The following is a 26,699-nucleotide window of genomic DNA, read 5'->3' as shown; positions in this document are numbered from 1 at the left end:
CGGCTGGTGGCTCAATAGTATCCCCTGTCGCGCATCACCCGATCGGCCCTGTCCTGTGCCAAGGACAGGGCCTTCTTGATGGAGCGCCGTCCGTCCAGCACCTCGAAGATCTCGTGCCCGGCAATACTGATCACGTCCATGATGCCCGGCACCGGGGGGCGCGGCCAGGCCTGCAGGATGTCCTTCCTCGCCATGTCATCCACGATCTCGATCAGCGGCGACAGCGCCGAGACCTCCGGGTCCTGGCTGACGCTGAAGCGTGGGGTCACCAGGCTGCCGTTGAGGATGTAGAGCTTGGACATGTTGGCCGAGGTGAGGTGACGAAGTGCCGTCCAGACACTCTCGACCCGTTCCTCCGAGAGGTTGGCCGGAATGGCCAGGGCATAGCCTCCGATCGGGGTGATCGCACGCCCATGGTTGCCGACGGGATGCGGCAGATAGCCGGTCTTCCCCCAGGCAGGGGACGCTTGATCGAACTCGATGAGCGGGGCCAGCAGCGTATAGCAGTAGGCCATGCAGGCTTCACCGCTCGCATAGGACTGGGCTCGCTCATACCAGGCCATGTTGAGGATGTTGGGCGGTGAATATTTCAGGATATCGAGCATGTATTCGCAGGCGCGGTAGGCCGCATCCGACTGGAACATCGGTCGCAGCGCCTCCCCGGATGCCTGCTGGAAGTCATAGCCACCCTCACAGCGGCGAAGGTTGATGATCGGCTGGCCGAACTTGGCCATCAGGAAACTGAAGGTGTGGCCCAGCGGCGTGCCTCGCGCGGCGTTCCAGGCGATGCCATAGCGTCCCCTGGCGGGATCATGCAAGCGCCGGGCTACCTTGACCAGTGCTTCGGTCGTGGTCGGGGGCTCGAGTTGCGCCTCCTCGAGGATATCCTTCCGGTAACAGAGCAGTTCCGGCGTGGTCTGCAGGGGAATACCGTACTGCTGCCTGGCGTATCGCGTGCTCTGAATAGCGACCGGATGGAAGTCGGACAGGTCGTAGGCATCGCGACGAATGAAGCGGTCGAGGGGCAGCAGGATTCCCTTCGACGCCAGTTCGCCGAACCAGGGGAGGTCACAGGCGACGAGGTCGTAGCGAGACTTCGCGCGACCGGCATTGGCCAGGATCGCCTCGAGCAGGTCGTCGATCGAGCGGGCCGAGTTGTGGATCTCGAGGCCGAAGATCGATTCCAGTTGCTGCTTGAGGTTATGCATCGCCATGAAGGTGGGATCGGCGTGGATGAGCCCACGCAGCCCGCCCTTCAGCTCGAGCCGTGCCGACAGCACCGCCGGCGGCGAGATCACGCGATCCGTCGCGGCCGCGTCGAGGAAGATGCGCCGGCCGGTGTCCGATGCCGGATCCACGCCGAACAGGGGTCCCAGGAGGCCCTTGATCCGGTGCGCATAGTTCTCCCACTCATCGATCATCATGGGTGAGGGGTGCAACGAGACGGTCTTGCCCGATTTCGTCCTGGGGCGTGACAGGATCAGCCCGCGCTGGATGATGCTCTCGATCCCGCGCTTGGCGGTGCCGTAGGAGAGCCCGGACGCATCCGCCAGCGAGGTGGGCGTCGTCAGTCGGCCGGCGAGGTGGTTGCGCATGAGATGGAGCATCATGCGCATCTCCCGGTAGCCGTGGCTCAGGGAGAGCGAGTGTTCGGTCTCCTCCTCGAACTTCTCGATGAAGTCGATGAAGCGCGAGAGCTCCGTGTTGGAGAGCTTCGGCCTCGGCGTCTGGGACAGCCTGTCGTAGGGCCCCTCAGGATGGCTCTCGTCGGGGAGGTCGCTCATGGTCGCCTCGAGGCAAGAAGAAGGGAGTGCCACAAGATAGCGCCACCTCGCGCCTGGCGGCAATCGAGACGCCGACGCGGCTATCCCCAGCCGTCAACGATCAGCCGAATGCCAAGCAGGATCAGCAGGCTCAGGATGATCCGGAAGAAGAGCTCACCGCTCAGCCGTTTCTGTATGACCAGCCCCAGACGCACGCCCAGCCAGGCCACCGGGATAAGCAGCAGCGCGATGGTGAGGTTTTCGACATTCAGCAGGCCGAGCATGCCGTAGGGCACCAGCTTGACCAGGTTGGTGGCGGCCAGGAAGACCACGGCGGTACCCAGGAACTGCTCCTTGGAGAGCCGGCACTGCAGCAGGTAGAAGTTGAGCGGCGGGCCCCCGGCATGGGCGATGAAGCTGGTGAAGCCGGCGATGCCGCCGCTCACCCCACCGACCCAGACCGGCATGACGCGGCCGCGGAAGGGCTTGAGCAGTCCCCACAGGCCGAACAGGATCGAGAACACCCCCAGCAGCACCTTGAGCAGGGCCTCATCGAAGAGGCCATAGGTCAGGTAGCCGACCGCCACGCCCAGCACCGCCGGGGGAAACATCAGCCACAGAACGGCCCCCACTCGGTGGCGCCACCAGGCCCGCAGGCTGAAGACATCCATGACGATCAGCAGCGGCAGCATGACGGCCACGGCGAAGGCCGGGCTGGCCTTCAGCGAGATCAGCGGCACCGCCACGACCCCGACGCCCCCGGCGAAGCCCGATTTCGATATGCCGGTAATCAGCACGGCGATGATGATCAATACAATGAACTGCAAGTCATACGCCATATGACGCCTCGTGATTTCCGGAAGAGAATAAAAAAGGGCCGTGCTAACACGGCCCAAATCGGAGGAACCTGCAGTGTCCCGTGCCTGCCTCGGCGTACCGAAGCGGCAGCCTCTCGGCCCTGTCAGAGGAACTGGCAGACCTCGTCGAACTCGAACCGATCCTGGCGCGGGAAGAGCGCCGAGGCATCGCCGTAGCCCAGATTGCAGAGGAAGTTGCTCTTTACCTGGCCATCGGGGAAGAACTCCTCATCCACGGCCGCATTGTTGAAGCCGGACATCGGCCCGGCATTCAACCCCAGGGCGCGGGCGGCCAGGATGAAGTAGCCCCCCTGGATGGAGCTGTTGCGGAAGGCCGTGGAGTTGATGAAGTCCGTCTTGCCCTCGAACAGCGACTTGGCATCCTTGTTGTGGGAGAACATTCGCGGCAGGTGCTGGTAGAACTCGGTGTCATAGCCCAGCACGGCCACCACCGGCGCCTTCATGGTCTTCTCCTGGTTACCGGGAAGCAGTGCCGGCTTGAGCCTCTCCTTGGCTTCCTGGCTCTTCAGGAAGAGCACGCGAAGGGGCTGGCAATTCATGGAGGTCGGACCGAAATGCATCAGGTGATACAGCTCGCGCAGCTTCTCCTCGCTGACCTCCTGATCCGTCCACACGTTATGGGTACGCGCCTCGGTGAACAGGGTCTCGACCGCATGGTTATCGATGACAGTCATGTCGCTTTCCTCTTGCTGGATGGTGGTTTCTGGGTGGTTTCGTCTTGCGATGCGACTAGCGGCTCGCCTTCAGGCCGAAGTCGTATGTCAGATGGCGGAAGGGGACTTCCATCGACCGTCCATCCGGTGCTCTTCCCGGCGGCAGCAGTTCATACGCCCTGACCAGGGAATCCTTGACGCCGAAGACGGCATCCGAATCAAGGTAGGGATCGTCCTCGGCAAAGACCTGGGTCACCAGGGTCTCGTAGCCCTCGGCCATCAGCATGAAGTGCACATGCGCCGGCCGGTAGGGATGACGACCGGTGATCTCCAGCATCTGGCCGACCGGGCCGTCGGTGGGGATCGGATAGGGTGAGGGGGTCACCGTCCAGAAGGCATAGCGTCCCTGGTCGTCGGTGGTGAACCTGGCCCGCAGCGAGGCACTCTCGAGCTCCTTCTGGACGTCGTAGAACCCTTCGCTGTCCGATTGCCAGACATCGACCACGACATTGGCCAGTGGCTCGCCGCGCCCGTCATGCACCCGCCCCTCCACGAAGAAGGGCTCTCCCTCGACGTTCCAGTCGATCGACTCGCCCTGGGCAGCCTGGGGCGGGTCGGCCACGTAGAAGGGACCCAGCACCGTGCTTTCCGACACCATGGGGTCGGACGTCTGGTGGTTGATGGCATCGACCAGCATCGTCACGCCCAGGGTATCGGAGAGCAGGATGAACTCCTGGCGCTTGTCGTCGCACATCTGGCCGGTGCGGGTCAGGAAGTCGATGGCCTGGGTCCACTCCTGCTCGGTGGGCTCCACCTCACGGATGAAGGCGTGCAGGTGGGTGACCAGGCTGTTCAGTATGCTCTTCAGCCGCTCGTCACTGCAGCCGGCGAACTGCTCGATCACGGCATCCGTGATGTTCTCGGCATTCAGGTTTCGCATGGGGTCATTTCCTCTCGATGGCCGGCAGCCCGGAGAGGCGCTCGGTATGGTGGATCGTGGCGATGTAGTCATCCTCACCATGCCCCGTGCCGATCAGCGAGCTGTAGGCCTCGCGCATCTGGGCGGCCAGGGGTACGGCGACACCGTCCCCATGGGCACAGCCGAGGATCAGGTCCAGGTCCTTGGCCATCTGGGCAGCCGAGAAGGTGGAGGTGAAGTCGCGGTCCTTCAGCGGCTGGGTCTTGTACTTGACCATCGGCGAGCCCACGGCGCTGTCGGCCATCAGGTCCAGCATCGCCTCCCAGCCGATGTTGCCCTTGCGGGCCATCGCCAGGGCCTCGCCCATCATCCCGGCGCTCACCGCGATCATCAGGTTGATCGCCAGCTTGGCGTAGCGAGCCTGCTCATCGTCACCGAGCCAGTACTGGGCCTTGGTGAAGGTGGCCATCACCGGCACGGCCTCATCCAGAGCCTCGCGCGGCCCGGAGACCATGGCCGACAGGGTGCCGGACTCGGCGGCGACCGGGTTGCCCGACACCGGACTGCGCAGGTAGGCGATGCCCCGCTCCTCGGCGGCGGCGGCCACCCTGGCGGAGGCCTCGATGCTGACGGTGCTGGTCTCGACCAGCACGCTGCCCGGGGCCAGCTTCGCCAGCAACTGGCCGCTCTCCAGCGTCAGGCCGAGCAGCGCCCGGTCATCGGGAATCGAGACGAAGACCAGGCGGCAGCCCTCGACGGCAGAGGCCAGGTCATCGTGTGCCGTGATGCCGACCTGTTCGGCCAGCGCCATCCGCTCGGCGCTGAGGTCGAATCCCTGGACGGGATAGCCGGCCGCGGCGATCCGCGTTGCCATGGGCAAGCCCAGCTTGCCAAGGCCAACCCAGGCTACCTTGGTGGTGGTTGTCATTGTGACGCCCCCTCTTGTTGGCGTGACTGAAGCTCGGCGTAGATGCGGTGACCGGAGGCTGCCAGGTGGCTGATCCCCTCCTCGACGTCCGCCAGCAGCTTGCCGTGTCGCTTGTGGAACTCTCCCGCCACCATGACGCTGTCGACATTGGCGAGACTCGCCTGCATGACCACGGTCGAGACCGGATCGCTGACCGGCTGCATGTTCAGCCGACCGCTGTCCAGCAGCACGATGTCGGCCTGCTTGCCCGGCGTCAGGCTGCCGATGCGGTCCTCGAGCCCGAGGGCGCGGGCACCGTCGACGGTGATCCACTGAAGCGCCTCGCGGGTGCGGATGGTCGAGGTGTCGGGAATGCTGCCCTGCTCGCGCCGCGAGGCATCGTTGTCCAGCGAACGCTGCATGCCCAGCGCCATCCGGGCCACCGTGAACATGTCCCCGGAGATCACCGATTCGAGATCCACCCCCAGGGAGACAACGCCACCGTGCCGGCGAACGTGGCCGGTGATCGGGAAGCCATGCCCCTGGGTCATCTCGTTCTCGGGGGCGATGGAGAAGGTCACGCCCTTCTCGCAGAACCGCGCCAGTTGCCCGTCGGTGAGACTCTGCCCGTGCACGATATTGATGTCCGGCCCCAGCAGCCCCTTCTCCTCGATCACGTCCCAGCCACCGGGGGTGACCGCCTTGCCGCCGCCCTGGTGCATGGAGGCCACCAGGCCGAACTCCTTGGCCAGTTCGAAATCGTGCAGGGTGACATCGAGGGTGGAGTAGTGCGGCCCGAGGATGGCCAGGCCCAGGGTCACGCGCCCCTCGCGATCGCCCAACGGGCCGGCGAGCAGCCGCTCGACCTCGCTGCGCGGATGGGGAATCTCGCTGAAGTGCGGCTGACCCGGCTTGGGGTCCGGCTTGGGCGAGCCATGGAAGAACAGCGCCCGGATACCGGACTCCTCGAGCCCGCGAATCGCCGCATCGGTATGCTCGGGCGTGGGGTTGTTGTGGCACCAGTCACCCAGGGTGGTGATTCCGCAGTTGAGCTGATTGAGCGCCCCCATGCGAGTGGCGATATGGATATCATCAGGACTGAACAGGGTCGCCAGGCCGCGATGCACGTGGCCGAAGTACTCGAGCAGCGTCCAGTTGGCGGCGACGCCGCGCAGGGCCGTCTGCCAGGTATGCATATGGGCATTGACCAGCCCGGGGATCAGGATGCCTCCCCGGCAGTCGATGATCTCGGCGCCCTCGGCGGGAAGGTCCTGGCCCACGGCCAGGATACGATCGTTCTCCACCAGCACCTGGCCATCGGCCAGATCGCCGATCTCGGGGTCCATGGTCACCACGGTGGCATTGGTCAGCAGGGTCTTCATGCGTCGGTAACCTCCCTTGACGTCGGTCGACGGCCGGCATGGGCATCGCTCAACAGGCGGTGGATGCCCTCGGCCTCGATCTCGCGTGGGTTCCAGTAGGGATTGCTCGTGGCGATCTGGGTCGCCCGGTCGATATCGCTCTCCTGCAGGCCGATGTCGGCCAGGGCCAGGGGCGCCCCCACGGCGCGCGCCAGGTCATGGAGCCCGCCGGCCGCATCGTCGCTGCCCAGCGCCCGGGCGATGCGGGACATCGCCTCCGGGGCGGCCCCGGCGTTGTAGGCGACGGCGTGGGGCAACACGATGGTATGGGTCTCGGCATGGGGCAGGTCGAAGGAGCCGCCCAGGGTGTGGCAGAGCTTGTGATGCAGCGACATCCCGACGGAGCCCAGGCAGGCACCGCACAGCCAGGCGCCATAGAGGGCATCCGAACGTGCGGTCTGGTTGGCCGGCTCCTTGGCGATCAATGGCAGGCTGCGCGCCAGGGCCGCAATGCCCTCCTCCGCCATCAGCGAGACCACCGGGTTGCGGTCCTTGGCGTAGAGCGCCTCCACCGCATGGGCGATGGCATTGATGCCGCTGGTACCGGACATGCCAACCGGCAGACCCAGCGTCAGGTCGACGTCGTAGATCACCACCTCGGGCAGTACCTCGAGGGTGCGCTGGGTCGTCTTGAGGCCGTCCCGGGTTTCCCCGAGGATCGGCGTCATCTCGGAGCCTGCATAGGTCGTGGGGATCGCCACCTGGGGCAGGCCGGTCCGCAGGGCGATGGCCTTGCCGAGCCCGATGGTGGAGCCGCCCCCGATGGCCACGGTGCAGTCCGCCTCGAGTTCCTCCAGGTGGCGCATCGCCGCGTCGGTGACCTCGACCGGGGTGTGCATCCTGGCCTCGGCGAAGAGGCCGCCCCCGAGCTCGCCCAGCTGGGCGAGCACCTCGCGGGCCTGGCCTGCCTGCTCGGGCGTTGCCAGGACGAGTGCCCGGTGGCAGCCCAGCTCACGGACCTCGTCGGCGAGCCGGGACAGGGTTCCCTGGCCGAAGATGACGCGTGACGGCAGGCCGTTGTAGATGAAGGGCATCATGGTGGTGTCCTCGTGATTGCGTGGGAAAGTCGGGCGCGGGGCGCGTGGGCACATCAGGCCGAGGCCGCGGGAGCAGGCCCGCGGGCGTCCGCGACGTACTGCCCGGTGATGGCCTGCACCAGCTTGTCCTCGGAGACCGCATCGCCGTCGAATTCCGCCGTCACCCGGCCGTCATACATCGCGATGATTCGGTTACTGACGCCCAGTACCTCGGGCATTTCCGACGAGATCACCAGCACCGCATAGCCCGACCGGGCCAGCTCCTTGATCAGCGCATGGATCTCGGCCTTGGAGCCCACGTCGATGCCGCGGGTCGGCTCATCCAGGATCAGCAGCTTGGGATGGGTATGCAGCCACTTGCCGATGACGATCTTCTGCTGGTTGCCGCCACTGAGGTTGCCGACCTTCTGGCGCCAGCTGGGCGTCTTGATCTTCATCGCCTGCTGGTACTTGTCGTAGACGACCTTCTCTTCCCCGGTCTTCATGAACCCCATGGAGGAGACACTGCCAAGCGCCGAGAGGGTCATGTTGTCGCGACAGTTCATGCCGAGGATCAGGCCCTGATCCTTGCGATCCTCGGGGACCAGGGCGATGCCCTTGACCACCGCATCGTGGCTGGAATGGATCGTCTCGGCCTTGCCTTCGAGCAGGATCTCGCCGGCCGATGGCTGGCGCAGACCGAAGATCGTCTCGGCGACCTCGGAGCGGCCCGCCCCGACCAGGCCGTACATGCCGACGATCTCACCCTTGCGGACGTTGAAGCTGATGTCCTCGAACACCCCATTCACGGTGAGGTGACGCAGTTCCAGCATCTTCTCGCCGAACTCGCTGGGCTTGCTGGCATGATCGAGTTCGAGGGTCCTGCCGATCATCAGCTTGGTGACCTCATCCTCGCTGGTCTCGGCCGTGTTCAGGGTCCCGTTGTACTCGCCGTCACGCAGCACCGAGATGCGCTGGGAGAGGTGGAAGATCTCGTCCATGCGGTGCGAGATGTAGACGATGCCGACCCCCTGCTCCTGGAGGTTGCGGATGATGTCGTAGAGCACCGGTTTCTCGTGATCGGTCAGTGATGCCGTCGGCTCGTCGAAGACCACGATCCGGGGCGTGAAGACCAGGGCGCGGGCGATCTCCACCATCTGCTTCTTGGCGATGGAGAGGTTGCTGACCATGTCGCGGGAGCTGAAGGTGCACTTGAGGCGCTTGAGTATCTCGGTGCTGTCGGCATGCAGCTTCTTCCAGTCGACGCGGTTCCCCCATTTCAGCGGCAGGCTGCCCAGGAAGATGTTCTCTGCCACCGACATCTCGGGGACCAGCGACTGTTCCTGGTGAATCAGCACGATGCCGCTCTTCTTGGCCTGCTTGGGGTTCTCGAAGGACTTCTCCTCGCCCGCCAGGATGATCTGGCCTCCGTTGGGCTGGTGCTTGCCGGCCAGCACCTTCATCAGGGTGGACTTGCCGGCGCCGTTCTCGCCCAGCAGGGCATGGACCTCGCCCGCCCTGACGTCGAAGCTGACCTTGTTCAGGGCCACCACGCCGGGAAACTTCTTGGTGATGTCGATCAATGACAGGACGGGGTTCGAGGAACTCGCACGGCGATCGGCGTTCTGGCTCATGGCTGCAGTGCTCATATGCTGACTCCCTTGCTGGCATGGACGTTGAGCCGCTGGTCGATGATCAGCACCGAGATCAGGATGGCGCCGAGAATGACCAGCACGTAGAAGGCCGGCACCTGCATCAGGTTCATGCCGTTGCGCAGGATGCCGATGGCCAGCACGCCGCCCAGGGTGCCGGTGATGCTGCCGTATCCGCCCGTCAGCTTGGTGCCGCCGAGCACCACGGCCGTGATGGTCCACAACTCATAGTCACGGCCCAGGTTCGGCGTGGCGGCGCCCATCTGGGTCGCCAGGAGCACCCCGGCGAGGGCAGCGAAGAACCCCACGATGATGAAGTTGATCATCATGTGGCGGCCGATGCGGATGCCCGCATCCAGGGCGGCCTCGGGATTGCCGCCCACGGCAAAGGTATTGCGACCATGGCCGGTCTTCTTCAGCACCAGGTGCATCACCAGGGTGCAGATGAGGAAGATGATGGCGAGCACGGGAAACGGCCCGATCGAGGCGGTCCCGAAGTCGGAGAAGGCGAAATTGGTGGCGTAGAAGGACTGCTCTTCGGTGTAGACGAAGATGAGGCCACGGACACCGATCATGGCCCCCAGCGTCACGATGAAGGCGTTGACGCCGGTCTTCCAGACGATCAGGCCATTGATGGCACCCAGTACCAGGCCCGATGCCAGAGCGGCGATGACCGCGATGGTGATGCCATAGTCCTGAAGGCCGACCGACAATGATGCCGCCAGCCCCAGGACGGCCCCCACCGAGAGATCGATGTTGCCGTTGATCATCACGTAGGTCATGCCCAGGGCGATCAGCCCGATGGTCGAGGTCTGGACCAGGATATTGCTCAGGTTTCCGACGGAGAGGAAGTACTCCGACATGAAGCTGAAGAAGACGGTAATGGCGATGACAAACACCCAGATCGGCTGGATGAAGCCACTGCCCTTGAGAAAATCCTTCATGTTAATCATGTTGATCACCAGGTTCAGGAGTGAGTCGTGAACAGACGCTTGCGCTTGTTGGCAAGGTCCAGCCACACCGCCAGGATGATGATCACCCAGGTGACGAGCCATTGGGTGTAATAGGGATACCCCAGCAGCAGCAGGCCATTCTGGATGAAGCCCAGGATCAATACCCCGATGATCGTCTTCCAGACACTCCCTGCCCCGCCCAGCAGGCTGGTTCCCCCGAGAATGATCCCGGCCAGCACCAGCAGTTCGTAGCCCTGCCCGACGTTGTTCTGTGACCCCATGACCCGCGATCCCAGCACCAGCGCAGCACAGGCCACGCAGAAGGCCGAGATCAGATAGGTACTGAATACGCACCAGTTCTTGCGGATACCGGAATAGACGGCAGCAGCCGGGTTACCGCCGACGGCGAAGATGCGACGACCATAGCTGGTATAGGACATGACGACCTGCACGATGATCGCCAGCACGGCGAAGAGGATCACCGGGACCGCAATACCCAGCACATAGCCTCGTCCGAAGAAGGCGAACCAGGTGTCGCTCTGGTTGGCGATATCGACGTTCTTCCCGCCACTGTAGATCAGCACCAGTCCCTGGATCGCCGACAGCATCGCCAGGGTGACGATCAGCGAATTCAGCCTCATGAAGCCGATAAGGAAGCCATTGACGGCCCCGATCAGCAGCGTGAGGACGAACATCAGGATGATGGCACCGGCCGGCCCGATCTTGTCATGCAGGTCGACGACCAGCACCGTGGAGAAGGAGAGCATCGACCCGACGGAGAGATCTAGGTTACCGCCGATGATGACCACCGTGACACCCACGGCAATGATGCCGATAATCGAGGCCTGGCGGACCACTGTCATGATATTTGACTGGGAGAGAAACTGTTCGGAGAACAGCGAGAAAGCAAACATGCAGATAAGGAAGAAGACCAGGATGCCCTGAGCGGAAAGAAAGTTCAGGAGACCTGCCTTATACTTCTTATTCAGCATGATGGCTTGTTTACCTTGTTCTACAGAAGCCATGGTACTCACCTATATTGGCGCTACTGACTGAAGGCCAGGATGTTTCCGTTGCAGTCGACGCCCCGTTGGCATGCCCGGAGGCATGCCACCGATTCGAGTGACATTCTGACCATTCGTCATGGCCAACGGAGTGTGGTTATCGGTATTCCGCAAGGGACTTCATCGACCGTTGCGGAGCCATTGGCCAGGGATACGCGGGATGGCACGAGTTCCCTTCGTGCCCCGAGACTAGCGATATTCAGAACACGGGCTTGTCGAACTCGGCCAGGTTGTCGGCGGTGATCTTGGGCGTCTCGAAGAAGTTCATCTTCGGCACCTCTTCACCTGCCAGGACATCGAGGGCGGTCTGGAGCGCCGCTTCCGCGTCATCGACCGGGGACTGGTAGATGGAGCCGTAGTACTCGCCACGCTCGATGGCCTCGTAACCCACGGCGAAATTGGTGGCACCGATGAACACGATCTCATCGGCACGGCCGGCACTCTTGGCGGCATTCAGGGCACCGACACCCATGTTGTCATCGCCGGCATAGACGCCGTCGATGTCGTCATACTTGGTGAGGAAGTTCTCCATGACCCGCTGGGCCTTCTCGCGGTTCCAGTCCGCGGGCTGGGTCTCCACGAGCTCGACTCCGGGGCACGCCTCGGCCAGCTTGTCCTCGAACCCCTTCGAGCGCTCCATGGCGGTGGTATACCCCGGCTGGCCGGCGATCTGAACGATCTGCCCCTCGCCATCGAGGGCCTCGCACATCATCTCGGCAGAGGAGGCCCCCTGCTGGACATTGTCGGGGCCCGAGAAGGCCGCAATATAGTCAAGGCCCGCCTCGGCGATCTTGGAGTTGGTCACCACGACGGGGATGCCGGCCTTGTGGGCCTGGCGGATGGCCGGGATCACCGCCTGGCCGTTGGTCGGCCAGATGATGATGGCATCGACACGCTGCTGGATGAGGTTGCGCACCTGGCCGATCTGGCGGGCCACATCGCCGCCGGCATCGAGCACGACGACATCGACATTGCCATGCTCGGCGGCCGCTTTCTCGAAGGCGCTTTCATAGGTCGTCTGGTAGCTGTCGACACCGACATTGTTCTGGGTGATGCCGATGCGGTAGGACTCCTCGGCCTGGGCAAGGCCCGCGGAGAGAATCATGACACTGGTCGCTAGCGCTGTTTTGTAGAACATGTTGTCACCTGCTTTGTTTTAGTTTGCTCTCGCCGACATGCCGGAGGGGCTTGTCAGGGTCAGGTGAGCTTAGGGCCGCGGCTTGATTCACCGCAACGCGGCCATCCCGGCGAAATGACCAATCTGGATACTTTTCCGACCCGCTCCGCCTTAGGAAGGGACCATGGCAGGGAGAAGGCGGCACGGCGACCTCTTAACCCGCTGTAATGGCTGGGAGAAGCAGCAAGGCAACGGTTACTGAGGAATTCCGTGATCGCAGCACCGCGATGGTGCTAATTCAAGGCGACCCGTCTGCGGCTCACAGGCGGGGCGCCTTGCTTTCACTCCCCGAGGGGCCGGGGAGAGATAAGGCCGGTGGGGATATCAGGCCACCGGCATCAGCCAGTTGGACGGCTTGCCGCGCACCGTATCGAGCGCGGCGCGCTCAGTGACCTTGCGGTTCCAGCAGCCGCTGCCAGGCCTCGATCACCACCTGGCGGTGCTCCTGGAACGCCTCGTCGCGTCCACGAACGGGCTCGCGGGTCAGCGAGGCGCGATGGGCAGCGCTGCGCAGGGCCAGGTAGGCCTCGCGCAGCCGCTGGCATGTCTCGGCCGGCAGGCGCTCGGTGGCCTCCAGGGTCTCGAGGATGCGCATGTTGTCGCTGTAGGCCAGCAGCTCCGGTGTCTCATGGCCCATGGCCAGCACGGCGTACTGGCAGAGGAACTCGAGGTCGACCATCCCGCCGGGGTCGTGCTTGAGGTCGAACTCGCCCTCCCCGCTCTTGCCGCCCAGGTGGTCACGCATCTTGTGGCGCATCTTGACCACCTCCTCGCGCAGTGCCTCCAGGTCGCGCTTTCGGCCGAGGATCTCGCCGCGAATCGTATCGAAGCGCTCGGCCAGGCGCGGATGGCCGGCTACCACCCGGGCCCGTACCAGGGCCTGGTGCTCCCAGGTCCAGGCCTGCTCGCGCTGGTAGTCGGCGAAGGCCGAGAGCGTCGCGACCAGCAGCCCCGAGTTGCCCGAGGGGCGCAGGCGCATGTCCACCTCGTAGAGGCTGCCCGCCGGCGTCACCGCGGTGAGCAGGTGGATGATGCGCTGGCCCAGCCGGGTGAAGAAGACGGCATTGTCGATGGGTCGCTTGCCGTCGGTACTCCCCTGGGTGGCGCCGTCGTGGAGGAACACCAGGTCCAGGTCGGAACCGTAGCCGAGCTCGATGCCGCCGAGCTTGCCATAGCCGACCACCAGAAACTCGGGCTCGCTTTCGCAGCGCCCGCCCTCGCGGCGCTCCGGGAAGCCGTGCTTGCGGGTCAGGTGCTTCCAGGCCATGGCCAGCACCGCCTCCAGGACCACCTCGGCGATGTAGGTGAGATAGTCGCTGACCTTCATCAGGTGGCGGGTGCCGGCGATGTCGGAGGCCGCCACGTGCAGTACCTGGGCATGCTTGAAGACCCGCAGCGCTTCGAGCTGGGCCTCCTCGTCCTCCTCGGGAAGCCGCCCCAGGGCCTGGCGCAGCTCGTCGGCCAGGCGCTCCTTGTCGGCCGGCGTGTAGAGGGTCTCCGGGGTCAGCAGCTCGTCGAGCAGGATGGGATGGCGGGCGAGCTGGGCGGCGATCCAGGGGCTGGCGCTGCACAGCTTCATCAGGTGCCCCAGGGCATCCGGGTTCTCGCGCAGCAGCGCCAGGTAGGCGGTACGTCGCAACACCGCCTCGACCAGCGGCAGCACCCGCTCCAGGGCCAGGTCCGGAGTCTCGCTTCCCGCCACGGCATCGAGCAGCAGGGGCAGCAGGGCTTCGAGCCGCTCGAAGCCGATGCGCTGCATGGCCTGCACCTGGCGGGACTGGCGCAGCGCCCGCAGCCGCCGCAGGGCGGCATCCGGCTCCGCCAGGCCGGCCTCCTCCAGCAGCTCCCGGGCCTCGTCCTCCTCCAGCTCGCCACGCCACATCGCGCGCCACTCCTCCAGGCCGACGGCACCGGTAGGCTGGTCGGCGTCATCGGCCTCCTCCACCTCCTCCTCCGGCTCGGCGATCACCGCATCGAAGTGCCGGCGCACCCGCTCCCGAACCTCGTCGAGGCGAGCCATCACCGCGGGCCAGTCCTCCATGTCCAGCGCCAGGGCGACCCGCTCGCGGTCGAGGTCGTCATTGGGCAGGGTCTGGGTCTGGCGATCCTCCAGGGCCTGCAGCACATGCTCCAGGTCGCGCAGGAAGACGTAGTCGGGCAGCAGCTCGTCGACGACCTCCCGGGGCAGCAGGCCAAGCTCGGGCAGGCGCTCTAGGGCGGTCTTCAGCGAGGTGACCTGCAGTTCGGTATCGCGGCCACCGCGGATCAGCTGGAAGGCCTGGACCACGAACTCCACCTCGCGGATCCCCCCGGGACCGAGCTTGATGTTGCCCTGCATGCCCTTGCGACGCACCTCGCGGTTGATCATCGACTTGAGCTCACGCAGCGACTCGATGGCGCCGAAGTCCAGATACTTGCGATAGACGAAGGGGCGCAGGCTGGAGAGCAGCTCGGCTCCCGCGCCCAGGTCGCCGGCCACCGGTCGCGCCTTGAGCATGGCGTAGCGCTCCCACTCGCGCCCCTGGTCCTGGTAGTAGCCGGCCAGCGAGGAGAAGCTGCCCACCAGGGGGCCGCCATCCCCTAGCGGACGCAGGCGCATGTCGACGCGAAAGGCGAAGCCGTCGGCGGTCACCGCGTCCAGGGCAGTGATCAGCCGCTGGCCGAGCTTGGTGAAATACTCCTGGTGCTCCAGGGACTTGCGCCCGCCCTCGGTCTCGCCCTTCTCGGGGAAGGCGAAGATCAGGTCGATGTCGGAGGAGAGGTTCAGCTCGCCGGCGCCGAGCTTGCCCATGCCCAGTACCACCAGCCGCTGCTCGCTGCCGTCGCGACGCGGGGCAGGGTGCCCCCAGCGCGGCGCGAAATGGACCTCGAGCCAGGCCAGGGCGCCCTCCAGGCAGGTCTCGGCGAGGCGCGACACCGCGCCGCTGGTGGCCCACATGTCGATGCCCGCGGGGCGGGTCAGGTCACGCCAGACGATGCCCAGCATGCGGGCACGGCGGAAGCGGCGGATGGCACCATGCAGGGCCGCCTCGTCCTCGACGGCCTCCAGCCGCTCGTCGAGCCAGTCGCGCAGGGCCTCCGCGGTGGGCGTCGCATCCAGCTCGCCGCTGGCATCCAGGTGCAACAGCCACTCCGGATAGCGCACCAGGGTCTCGGCGGCGAAGGTCGAGATGGCCAGCACTTTCGCCAGTTCACCGCGCCGCGAATCAGACAGCGCCAGCCAGTCCTCCAGCGGGGAGTCGCTGCCGTTCATGTCGGCCAGGTTGTCGGCCTGCTGCAGCGAGCTCGCCAGCCGGTCACGGGCATGCGCCAGGGGAGCCCTCAGGGGCTCGGGAATGTCATCCAGCGGCAGGAAGTCATCGGGCAGGGCCATGGGCATCTCGCATCCGGTTCACGAATGCCTCCAGCATAGCGAAGCCTGCCCCGCCCCATAACCCGGCCTAGCCGAGGAATTTCTCCCAGGCCAGCAACCCCCAGGTCAGGCCGGCGGTGAAGAGCGACAGCATCACGGCTGCCGAACCGATGTCCTTGGCGCGCCCCGAGAGCTCGTGGAGCTCGGTGCCGATGCGATCCACCACGTTCTCGATGGCACTGTTGAGCAGCTCCACGATCAGTACCAGCAGGCAGCTGCCGACCAGCAGGACCCACTCCACCGGCCCCTGACCGATCCACCAGGCCAGCGGCAGCAGGACCCCGCAGACCCCGAGCTCCTGGCGGAAGGCGGCCTCGTTGCGAAAGGCCGCCCTGAGTCCCTTGAGGGAGTAGCGAGTGGAGTGCACCAGGTGCCGCCAGCCGGTGTGCCCTGGCTTCATGTCGCGCGCTCCGGGGGTTCAGTGGGCATCGATCATCGCCTCGAGATCGGCGGCGAGCGGGTCGAGCACCTGCTGCCAGTTGAGCCAGGGGGTGTTGGAGGTGCCGTTGACGATCGCCGCGAACACGCCCCACTGCCCGCTGCGGGTGCGGAAGTAACCGCCCACGGCGCGAACCGCCACCGGCTGGTTGAGGGTGCCGGTCTTGAGCATGACGTGCTGCTGGAAGGTCATCGAGCCGCGGCGCAGGAAACGCATCACGCCGTTGGCCGGCGACTGCAGGGCCGCGACGAAGCTGGGGAAGAGCGCCGGCCGGCGGTACATGCTCTCCAGCAGGGCGGTGATGCCCGCCGCCGAGGTGCGGTTCTCCGGGGTCAGGCCGCTGCCGCTGCGCAGGGTCACGGGCCCGTGGTCGGGCAGCCCGGTCACGAAGGCCTCCAGCGCCCCGCCGGCCTGCACCAGGCCGGCGCGGGGAGACTCCACCAGGTTCAGCGCCAGCTGGTCGGCCATGAAGTTGTTGGAGTGGTTGAGGGTGCGCAGCAGCAGCTCCTGCAGCGGCTCGCTCTCCACGTAGGCCAGGGCGCGCGCCTCGGCCGGCGGCTCGGTGGAGGCCACGCCGGCACCGTCGCGCACGCCGATCCCGGCCTGTTCCAGCATCGCCAGCAGGGTGGCCGCGCTCTGGCGCGCCGGGTCGGAGCTGGCGCGGTAGATGGTGCGGGGACGGGCATTGGTGGAGATCTGTCCGCTCACCACCATGACGTCGCCGCTGTCGCGCAGCACACGCTCGGCATTGAGCCGGGTGCCGCTGTCGTCGGGCTGGGTCTCGACGCGGTTGTCGATCCCGACGATCGGCGCCGGGCTGTCGCAGCTGGTGATGCGGGCGGGGTCGCCGGGCACGGCGGCGGGTGCCACGCTGACGCACCAGCTGCCGTGGTTCACCCCGGCCGAGGAGAGCAGCGCACTGTAGGCGTTGGCCACCCGGGAGTGGGCCTGGCAGCGGTCGGTGGTGATGCACTCCACCGGACCATAGCGCCACTGGCTGACCACCAGGCGCCCCTCTACCCGACGCACGCCGGCCTGGTGCAGTCGCTGGGTGAGGCGCCACAGGTCCTCGCTGGTCAGCATCGGGTCGCCGCCGCCGTCGAGCACCAGGTCACCGTGCAGGACCCCGTCCGCATCGGGCTCGGCCAGGCTCACCAGCCGGGTGGAGAAGCGGTGCTGGGGGCCCCAGCGATCCAGCGCCGCCGCCGCCAGGTAGACCTTGGAGACCGAGGCCGGTGACAGCTGGCGTTCGGGCTCGATGGCGCCCAGGAGCTCGCCGCTGTCCAGCAGGCGGGCTTCGGCACCGAGCAGGAAGCCCTTGTCGGCGAGCTCGGCCAGGCGGGTGAAGCCGCTCGCCTGGGCGAACAGCGGAAGCAGCATCAGCAGGACACAGAGCAGCGGGCGACGGCGCATGGGACCTCCAGGCAGCATGAGAGGCCTCAGCTTAATGGGACGAGACGGAAGAGAACACCTGGATCACCACCACGCCACCAACGATCATGGCGAGGCCCAGCAGTGCCGGCAGGTCCGGCTTCTCGCCATAGACCAGGATGCCCACCAGGGTCACCAGCACGATGCCGAGCCCCGCCCAGAAGGCGTAGGCGATGCCCACCGGCATGGTGCGCAGCACCAGGGCGAGCAGGTAGAAGGCCAGCCCGTAACCGACCACCACCGTGACGCTGGGCCACAACCGGCTGAAGCCCTCGGAGGCCTTCAACGCACTGGTGGCGACCACCTCGGCGACGATCGCCAGGGCCAGGAACAGGAACGCCATCATTCTTCCTCCCCGGCGGCCGCGAGCGCGCCCCCGGGCACCAGCCCGGGGGCGTGAGGCAGCTCGACCACCAGCCGCCAGAGCGACTGCCCGCTGGCATGGTATTTCTGCTCGAAGGGCGTCAGGCAGGCCTCGCCCGGCACATAGGGTTGCGCCTCGGCCGCCACCCCGGTCACCTGGGTCACCGCCAGGGCGAACTCCTCCACGTAGAGCCGCCAGTTGGAGCGCAGCTCCAGCCGGCCGCCCAGCGCCAGGATCACGGGCAGCACCGGATGCCCCTGCCAGCGCATCTTCAGGTGGGCGGCCTTGGGATAGGGGTTGGGATAGAGCAGGTAGTGGCGCGCCGGCCGCCAGCCCTCGGCCAGGGCCAGGCGCCAGAAGTCCACCAGGTCGGCCCGCACCAGCAGGGCATTGTCCGGCAGCCGGCCATGGTCGCGGGACAGGCGGTCGGCGCTGCGGTCGACGCCGATCACCGCGGCGGCCGGGGTTTGCTCGGCCAGCCGGCGCGTCGAGAGCCCCACGCCGCATCCCGCATCCAGGATCAACGGCGCCCCGTCGCGGCGTTCGCGCCAGTCCCGGGCCCGGCCAAAGGCCTCGCGGGTGTGCGCGGCGAGTGGCCTGCGCAGGGGGTGCGCCAGGGCCCGCGCCACGCGGCGGGCCAGGTCCTGGTGCGGGCCGGTCTGGCGGCTGACGATGGATCGCGAACGGGCAGTCATGGCAGCGGGCTCGGCGGAAATGGAAAGGGCAGGCATTCTACCAGCCGCAAGCCCGCCGCGCAGGGGCGCCAGCATGACGCCGCCACTGGCCGGGTGCTATGATCCATGGCCTGACAGCGACACATGCAGCCACGATATCAACCGCACAACGAGGAACCCGGCTTGCCACACTTACCGGTGATCGTCGGCATGGGCGGCGTGAATCCCGCCGGCCGAACCTCGGGCCACCAGGCGTTTCGCCGTACCGTGCTCGACGCCCTGCCCGACGACGACCAGGCCCGCACCCTGCTGGGCTTGGCGGCGATGATGCGCCTGGCCGACTGCCAGGCAGATGGTGCCTGGCATGACGCCGAGGGACGGCCGCTGGACGCCGCTGGGATCGTCGAGCAGACCCGCCAGCAGGTGCTCGACCACACCCTGATCCGGCGCATCGAGGATCCCCGCTTCAACGAGGAGGGCCTGCCGGCCAACCGCAAGGCGAGCCTCGCGCTGGACACCCCACTCACCTTCCGCATCCGTCGCCGGCAACTGCCCGACGACCTGCCCCCCACCTGGCAGGTCCAGGAACTGGACCGCCAGAGCCTCGAGGTCACCGTCCCGGCTGGCAACATGGAGGTGATGCTGCCCGAGACGCGCCCGGCCCAGGTGCGCGCCGCCGGCCAGCTGCCCACGGGCTTCGAGCCCAGCCGGCTCTACCGCAGCGTGCACCACCCGCGCGGCCTTTCCATGACCGTCTTCGCCGCCAGCGACTGCCTGGGCGACAGCGGCCTCGAGTGGGACGGGCTGCGTGACCGCCTGGACCCCGACGAGGTCGCCGTCTACGCCGGCAACTCCATCGGCCAGCTCGACGACGAGGGCTGGGGCGGCCTGCTCAAGAGCTTCGTCTCCGGCAAGCGCGCCACCTCCAAGCAGATGCCGCTGGGCTATGGCCAGATGCCCGCCGACTTCATCAATGCCTACGTGCTGGGCAGCGTGGGCGGCACCGGGGCGGCACTCGGCGCCTGCGCCAGCTTCCTCTACAACCTGCGCCTGGGCGTGGACGACATCCGTGCCGGCCGCCGCCGGGTCGTGCTGGTGGGGACCGCCGATGCCCCGATCACGCCCGAGGTCATCGAGGGCTTCCGCACCATGGGCGCACTGGCCGATGACGACGGCCTCAAGGCGCTGGATGCCCTGGAGCTGCTCACCGACGCCGACTACCAGCGGGCCTGCCGGCCCTTTGCCCGCAACTGCGGCTTCACCATGGGCGAGTCCAGCCAGTTCATCATGCTGATGGACGACGCCCTGGCCCTGGAGACCGGCGCCGAGGTCCTCGGCAGCGTGCCGGGCGTGTTCGTCAATGCCGACGGCTGGAAGCGCTCGATCTCCGCCCCCGGCATCGGCAACTACATCTCTCTGGCCAAGGCAGCCGCGCTGGTGCGCGACATGCTCGGCGAGAAGGCCCTGCGCGAGCGCACCTTCCTCCATGCCCATGGCACCAGCACGCCCAAGAACCGCATTACCGAGTCCCACGTCTTCGACCAGGTGGCCCGCGCCCACGGCATCACGGCGTGGCCGGTGGTGGCGGTGAAGGCCTTCGTCGGCCACTCCCAGGGCAGTGCCGCCGGCGACCAGCTGACCAGCGCCCTGGGCAGCTTCGCCCTCGGGCTGCTGCCGGGCATCTTCACCCTGGATGCCGTGGCCGACGACGTCCATGCCGAGCGCCTGAGGCTGTTCCGCGACCCGCTGCCCTTCGTCGCCGATGCCGCCTTCATCAACGCCAAGGGCTTCGGTGGCAACAATGCCACCGGCGTGGTGCTCTCCCCCGCGGTGACCGAACGGCTGATGGTGCAGCGTCACGGCGAGAGCGCCGTGGCCGCCTGGCAGGCGCGCCGCGAGGGCACCCGGGAAGTCGCCGCGGCCTATCATCAGGCCGCCGACCGAGGCCGCTTCGAGGCCCGCTACCGCTTCGGCGAGGGCGTGCTGGAGGGGCCCGAGCTCGAGGTCGGCCGCGACGCCATCCGCATCCCCGGCTATGCGCGGGAAGTCTCGCTGGCCGTGGACAACCCCTTCGGACGACTCGACGACGGAGACGCGTGATGAACACCGCCGTCTATCCCGGCACCTTCGACCCCATCACCAACGGCCACCTCGACCTGATCGAGCGCGCCGCCCGGCTGTTCGACAAGGTGGTGGTGGCCATCGCCACCAGCCCCGGCAAGGGGCCTGCCCTGGACCTCGATACCCGCATCGCCCTGACCCGGGAGGTGGTGGCCGGCCTCGACAACGTCGAGGTGGTCGGCTTCTCGGGGCTGATGACCGAGTTCATGAAGCAGCAGCAGGCCCGCGTGCTGCTGCGCGGCCTGAGGGCGGTGTCGGACTTCGAGTACGAGCTGCAGTTGGCCAACATGAACCGCGCCCAGATGCCGGAGCTGGAGACGGTCTTCCTGACGCCGGAGGTGGAGAACTCCTACATCTCCTCCACCCTGGTGCGCGAGATCGCCCGGCTCGGCGGCGATGTCTCCAAGCACGTGCATCCCAGGGTCGCCGAGACGCTGAAGAGCCATTACAATACCTGACCAGGAAACTCGGGATTACTCCTTTCCCGGGACCGCTTGCCGGCCAGCGACATCCGTGAGGTACCCCATGGCCCTGATGATCACCGACGAGTGCATCAACTGCGACGTCTGCGAACCCGAATGCCCCAACGGCGCCATCTCGCCGGGGGAAGAGATCTACGTCATCGACCCCGGCCTGTGCACCGAGTGCGTCGGCCACTACGACGAGCCCCAGTGCCAGCAGGTCTGCCCGGTGGACTGCATTCCGCTGGACCCGGCGCACAAGGAGAGCCGTGACGAGCTGATGGAGAAGTACCACCTCATCACCGCAGCCTGACCCCGCTCCACGCAGCACGACCAACGGCGCCCCGCTCGATGAGCGGGGCGCCGTCGTCTGATACCGCAGCTGATCGGCCCGGATCGCCGGTCGAGGGAGTGGCCGTCGCCGGCAGAGGGCCTACATCTCGTCGGCGCGCCGGCTCACCTTGCACCCCAGGCAGCGCCGGAAGGCCGCCTCGGCCGGGGTCTTGATCAGGGTCTCCGCCGCCCCGTCCACGTTGCCCCCCAGGGCGGTGAACGGCAGCGAGACCAGGAAGATCGCCGCACCGCCTACCGTGGCCGCGGCCAGCAGCGGCCGGGCGACGAGCGCATCGGCGATCATCGCCCCGCCGCTGGGCTGGACCTCCATGCGCTCTCCCTGCGCCACGGCCGGCAGGCTGCCAACCAGCATCACCAGCGCCAGCATGGCGAACATCGTGCTCTTGCCCAGTTGCTTCATCATCCTCGCTCCCTGCCCTGTCGCCTGGAATGTCGCCCTGCCGGCCGCCGCCGGACCATGGCATTCATTCAAATTAGCACCTAGAATCTTCAAAGTTACATCCTTTCACAGGATCTTACATCAGGGTAGCCGGCTTTTGCCGCTTGCCCAACTGCAGGCCCGCCTGCCCCCGCATGCAAAGGAGCGCATGATGAAACGCCTGATCGCCACCGCCGCCCTGGCCGGCCTGGTCGCCTCGCCCGCCTTCGCCCAGAGCTACCAGTACAGCCCCGCCGAGGGGCCCTATGTGGGGGCCGGCTTGGGGTATTCGAAGCTGGATAACAACACTTTCGATAGACTTGACTCAGCCGGGGCTAACACCGATGACAGCGATACCGGCTATAAGCTGTTTGCGGGGTACCAGTTCAACCCCAATTTCGCCGTCGAGGCCAGCTATCTTGACTTTGGTGACTTCGAAGCTAATGCCGGCTCTGAGAAGTTAGAGGCTAGCGCTGATGGTTTTGGGTTTGCCTTGCTAGGTAAACTCCCGATTCAGAGTGGCTTTAGTGTCCATGGCAAATTAGGCATGGTGGCTTGGGATGGCGATTTGAACTATCGCGACAGTGCTAGGGGAGTATCGGCCTCTTTGGGCGAAGACGGCACCGATCCCTACTATGGTATCGGCGCCGAGTATGAGATCGACCGGATCATGATGCGCGCCGAGTACGAGCGCTACGATATCAGCGACAGCGGCGAGGACTTCGAGGTCGACCTCTTCTCCGCCAGCCTGGGCTACCGCTTCTAGCCCCTGTCTCACCCCACTCGACGGCCCCGCCAACCGGCGGGGCCGTTGCGTTCCGGGGCGAGAGGCGCCACCCTGCCCCGTTTCACCGCCAAGGGACTCGCCGTGACGTCGCCCACGACCACCGCCGGCACGCGACAGCGCATCCTGGCGCTTGCCTGGCCAATCATCCTCTCCAACATCACCGTGCCGCTGCTCGGGCTGGTGGATACCGCCGTGGTCGGCCACCTGCCCGACTCGCGCTATCTCGCCGGGGTGACCCTGGGGGCGACGCTGTTCAGCTTCCTCTACTGGGGCTTCGGCTTCCTGCGCATGGGCACCACCGGCCTCACCTCCCAGGCGGTGGGCCGCGAGGCGGACGGCGAGGTACGCAACCTGCTCGGCCAATCGCTGCTGCTCGCCCTGGTGATCGGCCTGGGACTGATCCTCGCCGGGGGGCCGCTGGTGACGCTGGGACTGTGGCTGCTCGACGGCAGCGAGGTGGCCACGGAACTGGCCGCGGAGTACGCCCGAATCCGGCTGCTCTCCGCCCCGGCGGTGCTGGCCAACTACGCCATCCTCGGCTGGTTCCTCGGCCAGCAGAACTCGCGGGTGACGCTGTCCATCCTGGTGCTGACCAACGGCGTCAATATCGTCCTCGACCTGCTGTTCGTGGTGGGGCTGGGGATGACCAGCGACGGCGTGGCCTGGGCCACGGTGCTCGCCGACTACACGGCACTGGCCTTCGGCCTGTGGCTGGTCTCGCGCCAGCTCAGGTGGCTGTCGGGGCACTTCCTGCGCGAGCGACTGCTGCGCCTGGCCGCCTATGGCGAACTCTTCCGGGTCAACGCCAACCTCTTCGTGCGCACCCTGGGCCTGCTGTTCGCCATGGCCTTCTTCACCTCCCGGGGCGCCGCCCAGGGCGACACCGTGCTGGCGGCCAACGCCGTGCTGCTGCAGTTCATCATGCTGACCAGCTACGCCCTGGATGGCTTCGCCCATGCCGCCGAGGCGCTGGCCGGCCGTGCCGTGGGCCGCCGGCGCTTCGACGAGTTCGGCCGGGTGGTCCGCAGTGCCGCCCGCTTCTCGCTGGTCACGGCGGGTCTGGCCGCGCTGGCCTTCGCCCTGGGGGGCGAGTGGCTGATCGCGCTGCTCACCGGCCTGCCGGAGGTGCGCGCCACCGCCGGCGACTACCTGCCCTGGATGGTCGTCATGCCGCTGGTGGCGGTATGGAGCTACCTGCTGGACGGGGTCTTCATCGGCGCCACGGCGATCCGCGAGATGCGCAACAGCATCTATGCGGGGCTCGCCGTCTACCTGCCGCTCTGGTGGCTGACCACGCCACTGGGCAACCACGGCCTGTGGCTGGCCTTCCTGGCCTTTGCCGTGGTGCGCTCGGGGGTGCTGGTGGCCTACTACCGGCACCATCGACGCAGCCGCTGGCGCGATCCCACCACGGCCGGCGGCGTTGATGGAGTCCATCCTGCCGGGTAGCGCAACCCTCTGAGGTTGCGCTACTTTCTGTCAGGCACGCGACAATTCGACAACAGAAGAAGGGAACCCTCATGCTCAAGGCCCTATCGAGACCGGCCGTCAAGCTGGTCGAACGCTACCTGCCCGACCCCTACATCTTCGTCCTGCTGCTGACGATCATCGCCGCCGCCGCGGCCATCGCCGTGGAGCGCCAGACGCCGCTGGCGGTGATGCGCTTCTGGGGCGACGGCTTCTGGGGCCTGCTGACCTTCTCGATGCAGATGCTGCTGGTGCTGGTCACCGGCTACATGCTGGCCAGCTCCCCGCCCGTGAAGCGCCTGCTGCAGAAGCTTGCCGGCCTGGCGAAGAACGCCGGCAGCGCCATCATCCTGGTCACCCTGGTGTCGCTGGTCGCCAGCTGGATCAACTGGGGCTTCGGCCTGGTGGTCGGTGCCCTGTTCGCCAAGGAGCTGGCCCGCCTGGTGCGCGTGGACTACCGCCTGCTGGTGGCCAGCGCCTACTCCGGCTTTATCGTCTGGCACGGCGGCCTGGCCGGCTCGATCCCGCTGACCATCGCCACCGACGGCCATTTCACCGCCGAGCAGATCGGCGTGATCGGCACCAGCGACACCATTTTCTCGCTGTTCAACCTGGCCATCGTGGGCTGCCTGTTCATCGCCGTGCCGCTGGTCAACCGGCTGATGCTCCCCAACGAGAACGAGAGCGTCTACATCGACCCCAAGCTGCTGGGTGACGACGAGGAAAGGCGCGTGCGCATCACGCGTCCCGCCGAGCGCCTGGAGAACAGCACGACCCTGGCCTGGCTGGTAGGCATCCCCGGGGTGCTCTTCCTGCTCGACCACTTCGTCTTCCGCAACGGCGGCCTGAACCTCAACGTGGTCAACTTCCTCTTCCTGTCGCTGGCCATCGTGCTGCACCGCACGCCGCGCAGCCTGCTCGAGAGCCTCCAGGAGGCGATCAAGGGCGGTGCCGGCATCGTCATCCAGTTCCCCTTCTATGCCGGCATCATGGCGATCATGGTGCAGTCGGGGCTGGCGGAGAGCATGTCGGAGACCCTCATCTCCTTTGCCACCGAGACCACCCTGCCCTTCTGGTCCTTCATCAGTGCCGGCATCGTCAACATCTTCGTGCCCTCCGGTGGCGGCCAGTGGGCCGTGCAGGCGCCGGTGATGCTGCCCGCCGCCCAGGCCCTGGGCGTGGACATTCCCCGGGTGGCCATGGCCGTGGCCTGGGGAGACGCCTGGACCAACCTGCTGCAGCCCTTCTGGGCCCTGCCGGTGCTCGGCATCGCCGGCCTCAAGGCCAAGGACATCATGGGCTTCTGTCTAATCCAGCTGTTCATCACCGGCATCATCATCGCCGTGGGCCTGACCTGGTTCTGATCCCGGGTCCGAACCCGCGACACCGAACGCCTTGCTCCCCCTGCGGGGGCAAGGCGTTATGCTGTAGGAAACCTCAAGGGAGCATGACGATGGACGACCAACCGCTGAACGGCCAGCACGAGCTGTCGATGACCGTGCTGATGACCCCGGACATGGCCAACTTCAGTGGCAAGGTGCATGGCGGCGCCATCCTCAAGAAGCTCGACGAGGTGGCCTATGCCTGTGCCAGCCGCTATGCCGGCCACTACGTGGTGACGCTCTCCGTCGACCAGGTGCTGTTCAAGCAGCCGATCCATGTCGGCGAACTGGTCACCTTCCTGGCCTGCGTCAACCATGTCGGCAGTTCCTCCATGGAGATCGGCATCAAGGTCGTGGCCGAGGACATCCGCCAGAAGGTGATCCGCCACACCAACAGCTGCTACCTGACCATGGTGGCCGTGGACGAGAGCGGCAAGCCGGCGCGGGTCCCGCCGTTGAAGCTGGAGACCCGCCTGCAGAAGCTGCGTTTCGAGAAGGCGGCCCTGCGCAAGAAGCTGCGCAAGCAGGCCGAGGAGGAGGAACGGCGCACCCAGGCCGAGCACGGCGACCCCTGACAGGGGCGTCAGCCGCACTCCAGGGCGATGATCCGGTCTTGCTCGTCCAGGCGGACATTGAGGCGTTCGGCCCGGTAATCGAGGGTATGGGCCTCGCCGGGGCGCATCACGCGCAGGGCATCGGCACCGCTCGCCTCACGCAGGGACGCCTCCAGCGCCGCGTCGAAGTGGCGCCCCACCCGGTCCTGGACGCGAGCGGCGCCGCAGGCATCCTGGCCATCGGTGACACGAGGAGGCGCCGGCGCCGGCTCGCGAGGAACCGCGGGCCCGTTCGTGGCACTGCAGGCGGTGATCAGCGACAGGCCAGCGGCGGCCAGCCAGGGTTTCCAGGCGAGCAACATGCGGCAGTTCCAGCCAGTGAACAAGAGTCTTGTCAAAGGGTTACATCAAGACGGGCACGCCGAGGGGCGT

The 26,699-nt window shown here is 66.6% G+C and carries 25 protein-coding genes; 7 read left to right on the top strand and 18 right to left on the bottom strand.

Features of this window, described 5'->3' with window-relative positions; translation table 11 throughout:
• Positions 1-11: 11 nt before the first annotated feature.
• The 16 genes from P8934_RS01340 to P8934_RS01265 all read right to left on the bottom strand — a co-directional run bounded on the left by P8934_RS01340 (position 12) and on the right by P8934_RS01265 (position 18,744).
• Positions 12-1,784: an extracellular solute-binding protein gene (locus P8934_RS01340; protein ID WP_278032561.1), complete on the bottom strand. Its 1,773-nt coding sequence runs from the start codon at positions 1,782-1,784 to the stop codon at positions 12-14.
• A gap of 80 nt (positions 1,785-1,864) precedes the next feature.
• A complete protein-coding gene (locus P8934_RS01335) occupies positions 1,865-2,602 on the bottom strand; it encodes a sulfite exporter TauE/SafE family protein (protein ID WP_278032560.1) in 738 nt (245 codons plus the stop codon).
• 122 nt (positions 2,603-2,724) lie between these two features.
• Entirely contained in the window at positions 2,725-3,315 is a 591-nt protein-coding gene (locus tag P8934_RS01330; protein WP_278032559.1) for a malonic semialdehyde reductase, read from the bottom strand.
• Between the two features lie 55 nt (positions 3,316-3,370).
• Positions 3,371-4,234: an intradiol ring-cleavage dioxygenase gene (locus tag P8934_RS01325; protein WP_133637236.1), complete on the bottom strand. Its 864-nt coding sequence runs from the start codon at positions 4,232-4,234 to the stop codon at positions 3,371-3,373.
• Positions 4,235-4,238: 4 nt separating this feature from the next.
• On the bottom strand, positions 4,239-5,141 hold the full coding sequence (locus P8934_RS01320) for an NAD(P)-dependent oxidoreductase (protein ID WP_278032558.1): 903 nt from the start codon (positions 5,139-5,141) through the stop codon (positions 4,239-4,241).
• Complete coding sequence (locus tag P8934_RS01315; RefSeq protein ID WP_278032557.1) at positions 5,138-6,502, bottom strand: amidohydrolase family protein; 1,365 nt, start codon at positions 6,500-6,502, stop codon at positions 5,138-5,140. The genes P8934_RS01320 and P8934_RS01315 overlap by 4 nt, the downstream gene beginning before the upstream one ends.
• Positions 6,499-7,575 (bottom strand): maleylacetate reductase, encoded by a 1,077-nt coding sequence (locus P8934_RS01310; protein WP_278033982.1) that lies wholly within the window; start codon positions 7,573-7,575, stop codon positions 6,499-6,501. Before P8934_RS01310 ends, P8934_RS01315 begins: the two co-directional genes overlap by 4 nt.
• 56 nt (positions 7,576-7,631) lie before the next feature.
• A complete protein-coding gene (locus tag P8934_RS01305) occupies positions 7,632-9,206 on the bottom strand; it encodes a sugar ABC transporter ATP-binding protein (protein WP_278032556.1) in 1,575 nt (524 codons plus the stop codon).
• Positions 9,203-10,162, bottom strand: coding sequence for an ABC transporter permease (locus P8934_RS01300; protein WP_278032555.1), 960 nt, complete (start codon positions 10,160-10,162; stop codon positions 9,203-9,205). Before P8934_RS01300 ends, P8934_RS01305 begins: the two co-directional genes overlap by 4 nt.
• A 14-nt stretch (positions 10,163-10,176) precedes the next feature.
• Positions 10,177-11,187 carry an ABC transporter permease gene (locus P8934_RS01295; RefSeq protein ID WP_278032554.1) on the bottom strand — a complete coding sequence of 337 codons (1,011 nt, stop codon included), beginning with the start codon at positions 11,185-11,187 and terminating at the stop codon, positions 10,177-10,179.
• 238 nt (positions 11,188-11,425) lie between these two features.
• Positions 11,426-12,364 carry a sugar ABC transporter substrate-binding protein gene (locus tag P8934_RS01290; protein ID WP_278032553.1) on the bottom strand — a complete coding sequence of 313 codons (939 nt, stop codon included), beginning with the start codon at positions 12,362-12,364 and terminating at the stop codon, positions 11,426-11,428.
• 424 nt (positions 12,365-12,788) lie between these two features.
• Positions 12,789-15,776, bottom strand: coding sequence for a bifunctional [glutamate--ammonia ligase]-adenylyl-L-tyrosine phosphorylase/[glutamate--ammonia-ligase] adenylyltransferase (gene glnE / locus P8934_RS01285; RefSeq protein ID WP_278032552.1), 2,988 nt, complete (start codon positions 15,774-15,776; stop codon positions 12,789-12,791).
• Positions 15,777-15,843: 67 nt separating this feature from the next.
• Positions 15,844-16,215, bottom strand: coding sequence for a diacylglycerol kinase (locus P8934_RS01280; RefSeq protein ID WP_278032551.1), 372 nt, complete (start codon positions 16,213-16,215; stop codon positions 15,844-15,846).
• 18 nt (positions 16,216-16,233) lie between these two features.
• The gene (gene dacB, locus P8934_RS01275; RefSeq protein WP_278032550.1) at positions 16,234-17,667 is read right to left on the bottom strand and encodes a D-alanyl-D-alanine carboxypeptidase/D-alanyl-D-alanine-endopeptidase; all 1,434 of its coding nucleotides are present in this window, start codon (positions 17,665-17,667) and stop codon (positions 16,234-16,236) included.
• 31 nt (positions 17,668-17,698) lie between these two features.
• Entirely contained in the window at positions 17,699-18,028 is a 330-nt protein-coding gene (locus tag P8934_RS01270; RefSeq protein ID WP_106232468.1) for an SMR family transporter, read from the bottom strand.
• A complete protein-coding gene (locus P8934_RS01265) occupies positions 18,028-18,744 on the bottom strand; it encodes a methyltransferase domain-containing protein (RefSeq protein WP_278032549.1) in 717 nt (238 codons plus the stop codon). Before P8934_RS01265 ends, P8934_RS01270 begins: the two co-directional genes overlap by 1 nt.
• A 189-nt stretch (positions 18,745-18,933) precedes the next feature.
• On the opposite strand from P8934_RS01265, the gene P8934_RS01260 reads away from it, so the two are divergent.
• The 3 genes from P8934_RS01260 (at position 18,934) to P8934_RS01250 (ending at position 21,618) form a co-directional block, all read left to right on the top strand.
• Complete coding sequence (locus tag P8934_RS01260) at positions 18,934-20,823, top strand: beta-ketoacyl synthase (RefSeq protein WP_278033981.1); 1,890 nt, start codon at positions 18,934-18,936, stop codon at positions 20,821-20,823.
• Complete coding sequence (gene coaD, locus P8934_RS01255; RefSeq protein WP_106232470.1) at positions 20,823-21,302, top strand: pantetheine-phosphate adenylyltransferase; 480 nt, start codon at positions 20,823-20,825, stop codon at positions 21,300-21,302. The genes P8934_RS01260 and coaD overlap by 1 nt, the downstream gene beginning before the upstream one ends.
• 67 nt (positions 21,303-21,369) lie before the next feature.
• Positions 21,370-21,618 (top strand): YfhL family 4Fe-4S dicluster ferredoxin, encoded by a 249-nt coding sequence (locus tag P8934_RS01250; RefSeq protein ID WP_106232471.1) that lies wholly within the window; start codon positions 21,370-21,372, stop codon positions 21,616-21,618.
• A 120-nt stretch (positions 21,619-21,738) separates the two neighbouring features.
• On the opposite strand, the gene P8934_RS01245 is transcribed toward P8934_RS01250, so the two are convergent.
• Positions 21,739-22,062 (bottom strand): hypothetical protein, encoded by a 324-nt coding sequence (locus tag P8934_RS01245; protein WP_278032548.1) that lies wholly within the window; start codon positions 22,060-22,062, stop codon positions 21,739-21,741.
• 187 nt (positions 22,063-22,249) lie between these two features.
• Between P8934_RS01245 and P8934_RS01240 the strand changes: the two genes are divergently transcribed.
• From P8934_RS01240 to P8934_RS01225, 4 genes are all read left to right on the top strand, one after another.
• A complete protein-coding gene (locus tag P8934_RS01240) occupies positions 22,250-22,843 on the top strand; it encodes a porin family protein (protein ID WP_278032547.1) in 594 nt (197 codons plus the stop codon).
• Between the two features lie 102 nt (positions 22,844-22,945).
• Positions 22,946-24,313 (top strand): MATE family efflux transporter, encoded by a 1,368-nt coding sequence (locus tag P8934_RS01235; RefSeq protein ID WP_278032546.1) that lies wholly within the window; start codon positions 22,946-22,948, stop codon positions 24,311-24,313.
• 71 nt (positions 24,314-24,384) lie between these two features.
• Positions 24,385-25,695: a short-chain fatty acid transporter gene (locus P8934_RS01230; protein ID WP_278032545.1), complete on the top strand. Its 1,311-nt coding sequence runs from the start codon at positions 24,385-24,387 to the stop codon at positions 25,693-25,695.
• Positions 25,696-25,778: 83 nt separating this feature from the next.
• A complete protein-coding gene (locus P8934_RS01225) occupies positions 25,779-26,288 on the top strand; it encodes an acyl-CoA thioesterase (RefSeq protein ID WP_278032544.1) in 510 nt (169 codons plus the stop codon).
• A gap of 8 nt (positions 26,289-26,296) precedes the next feature.
• On the opposite strand, the gene P8934_RS01220 is transcribed toward P8934_RS01225, so the two are convergent.
• Complete coding sequence (locus P8934_RS01220) at positions 26,297-26,629, bottom strand: I78 family peptidase inhibitor (RefSeq protein WP_278032543.1); 333 nt, start codon at positions 26,627-26,629, stop codon at positions 26,297-26,299.
• Between the last annotated feature and the right edge of the window lie 70 nt (positions 26,630-26,699).

This window comes from Halomonas sp. CKK8 (assembly GCF_029625235.1).
In the GTDB taxonomy this organism is placed as follows: Bacteria; Pseudomonadota; Gammaproteobacteria; order Pseudomonadales; family Halomonadaceae; genus Halomonas; species Halomonas ventosae.
The sequence above is the reverse complement of the archived record's forward strand: the minus strand, read 5'-3'. Positions and strand labels throughout refer to the sequence as shown.

Coding starts and splice junctions, on each gene's coding strand:
- P8934_RS01220 (WP_278032543.1), bottom strand. CDS start 26,629: ATGTTGCTCGCCTGGAAACCCTGGCTGGCCGCCGCTGGCCTGTCGCTG.
- P8934_RS01250 (WP_106232471.1), top strand. CDS start 21,370: ATGGCCCTGATGATCACCGACGAGTGCATCAACTGCGACGTCTGCGAA.
- coaD (WP_106232470.1), top strand. CDS start 20,823: ATGAACACCGCCGTCTATCCCGGCACCTTCGACCCCATCACCAACGGC.
- dacB (WP_278032550.1), bottom strand. CDS start 17,667: ATGCGCCGTCGCCCGCTGCTCTGTGTCCTGCTGATGCTGCTTCCGCTG.
- P8934_RS01330 (WP_278032559.1), bottom strand. CDS start 3,315: ATGACTGTCATCGATAACCATGCGGTCGAGACCCTGTTCACCGAGGCG.
- P8934_RS01270 (WP_106232468.1), bottom strand. CDS start 18,028: ATGGCGTTCCTGTTCCTGGCCCTGGCGATCGTCGCCGAGGTGGTCGCC.
- P8934_RS01305 (WP_278032556.1), bottom strand. CDS start 9,206: ATGAGCACTGCAGCCATGAGCCAGAACGCCGATCGCCGTGCGAGTTCC.
- P8934_RS01265 (WP_278032549.1), bottom strand. CDS start 18,744: ATGACTGCCCGTTCGCGATCCATCGTCAGCCGCCAGACCGGCCCGCAC.
- P8934_RS01230 (WP_278032545.1), top strand. CDS start 24,385: ATGCTCAAGGCCCTATCGAGACCGGCCGTCAAGCTGGTCGAACGCTAC.
- glnE (WP_278032552.1), bottom strand. CDS start 15,776: ATGGCCCTGCCCGATGACTTCCTGCCGCTGGATGACATTCCCGAGCCC.
- P8934_RS01295 (WP_278032554.1), bottom strand. CDS start 11,187: ATGGCTTCTGTAGAACAAGGTAAACAAGCCATCATGCTGAATAAGAAG.
- P8934_RS01320 (WP_278032558.1), bottom strand. CDS start 5,141: ATGACAACCACCACCAAGGTAGCCTGGGTTGGCCTTGGCAAGCTGGGC.
- P8934_RS01315 (WP_278032557.1), bottom strand. CDS start 6,502: ATGAAGACCCTGCTGACCAATGCCACCGTGGTGACCATGGACCCCGAG.
- P8934_RS01260 (WP_278033981.1), top strand. CDS start 18,934: ATGGGCGGCGTGAATCCCGCCGGCCGAACCTCGGGCCACCAGGCGTTT.
- P8934_RS01240 (WP_278032547.1), top strand. CDS start 22,250: ATGAAACGCCTGATCGCCACCGCCGCCCTGGCCGGCCTGGTCGCCTCG.
- P8934_RS01310 (WP_278033982.1), bottom strand. CDS start 7,575: ATGCCCTTCATCTACAACGGCCTGCCGTCACGCGTCATCTTCGGCCAG.
- P8934_RS01335 (WP_278032560.1), bottom strand. CDS start 2,602: ATGGCGTATGACTTGCAGTTCATTGTATTGATCATCATCGCCGTGCTG.
- P8934_RS01245 (WP_278032548.1), bottom strand. CDS start 22,062: ATGATGAAGCAACTGGGCAAGAGCACGATGTTCGCCATGCTGGCGCTG.
- P8934_RS01225 (WP_278032544.1), top strand. CDS start 25,779: ATGACGATGGACGACCAACCGCTGAACGGCCAGCACGAGCTGTCGATG.
- P8934_RS01290 (WP_278032553.1), bottom strand. CDS start 12,364: ATGTTCTACAAAACAGCGCTAGCGACCAGTGTCATGATTCTCTCCGCG.
- P8934_RS01325 (WP_133637236.1), bottom strand. CDS start 4,234: ATGCGAAACCTGAATGCCGAGAACATCACGGATGCCGTGATCGAGCAG.
- P8934_RS01340 (WP_278032561.1), bottom strand. CDS start 1,784: ATGAGCGACCTCCCCGACGAGAGCCATCCTGAGGGGCCCTACGACAGG.
- P8934_RS01280 (WP_278032551.1), bottom strand. CDS start 16,215: ATGAAGCCAGGGCACACCGGCTGGCGGCACCTGGTGCACTCCACTCGC.
- P8934_RS01300 (WP_278032555.1), bottom strand. CDS start 10,162: ATGATTAACATGAAGGATTTTCTCAAGGGCAGTGGCTTCATCCAGCCG.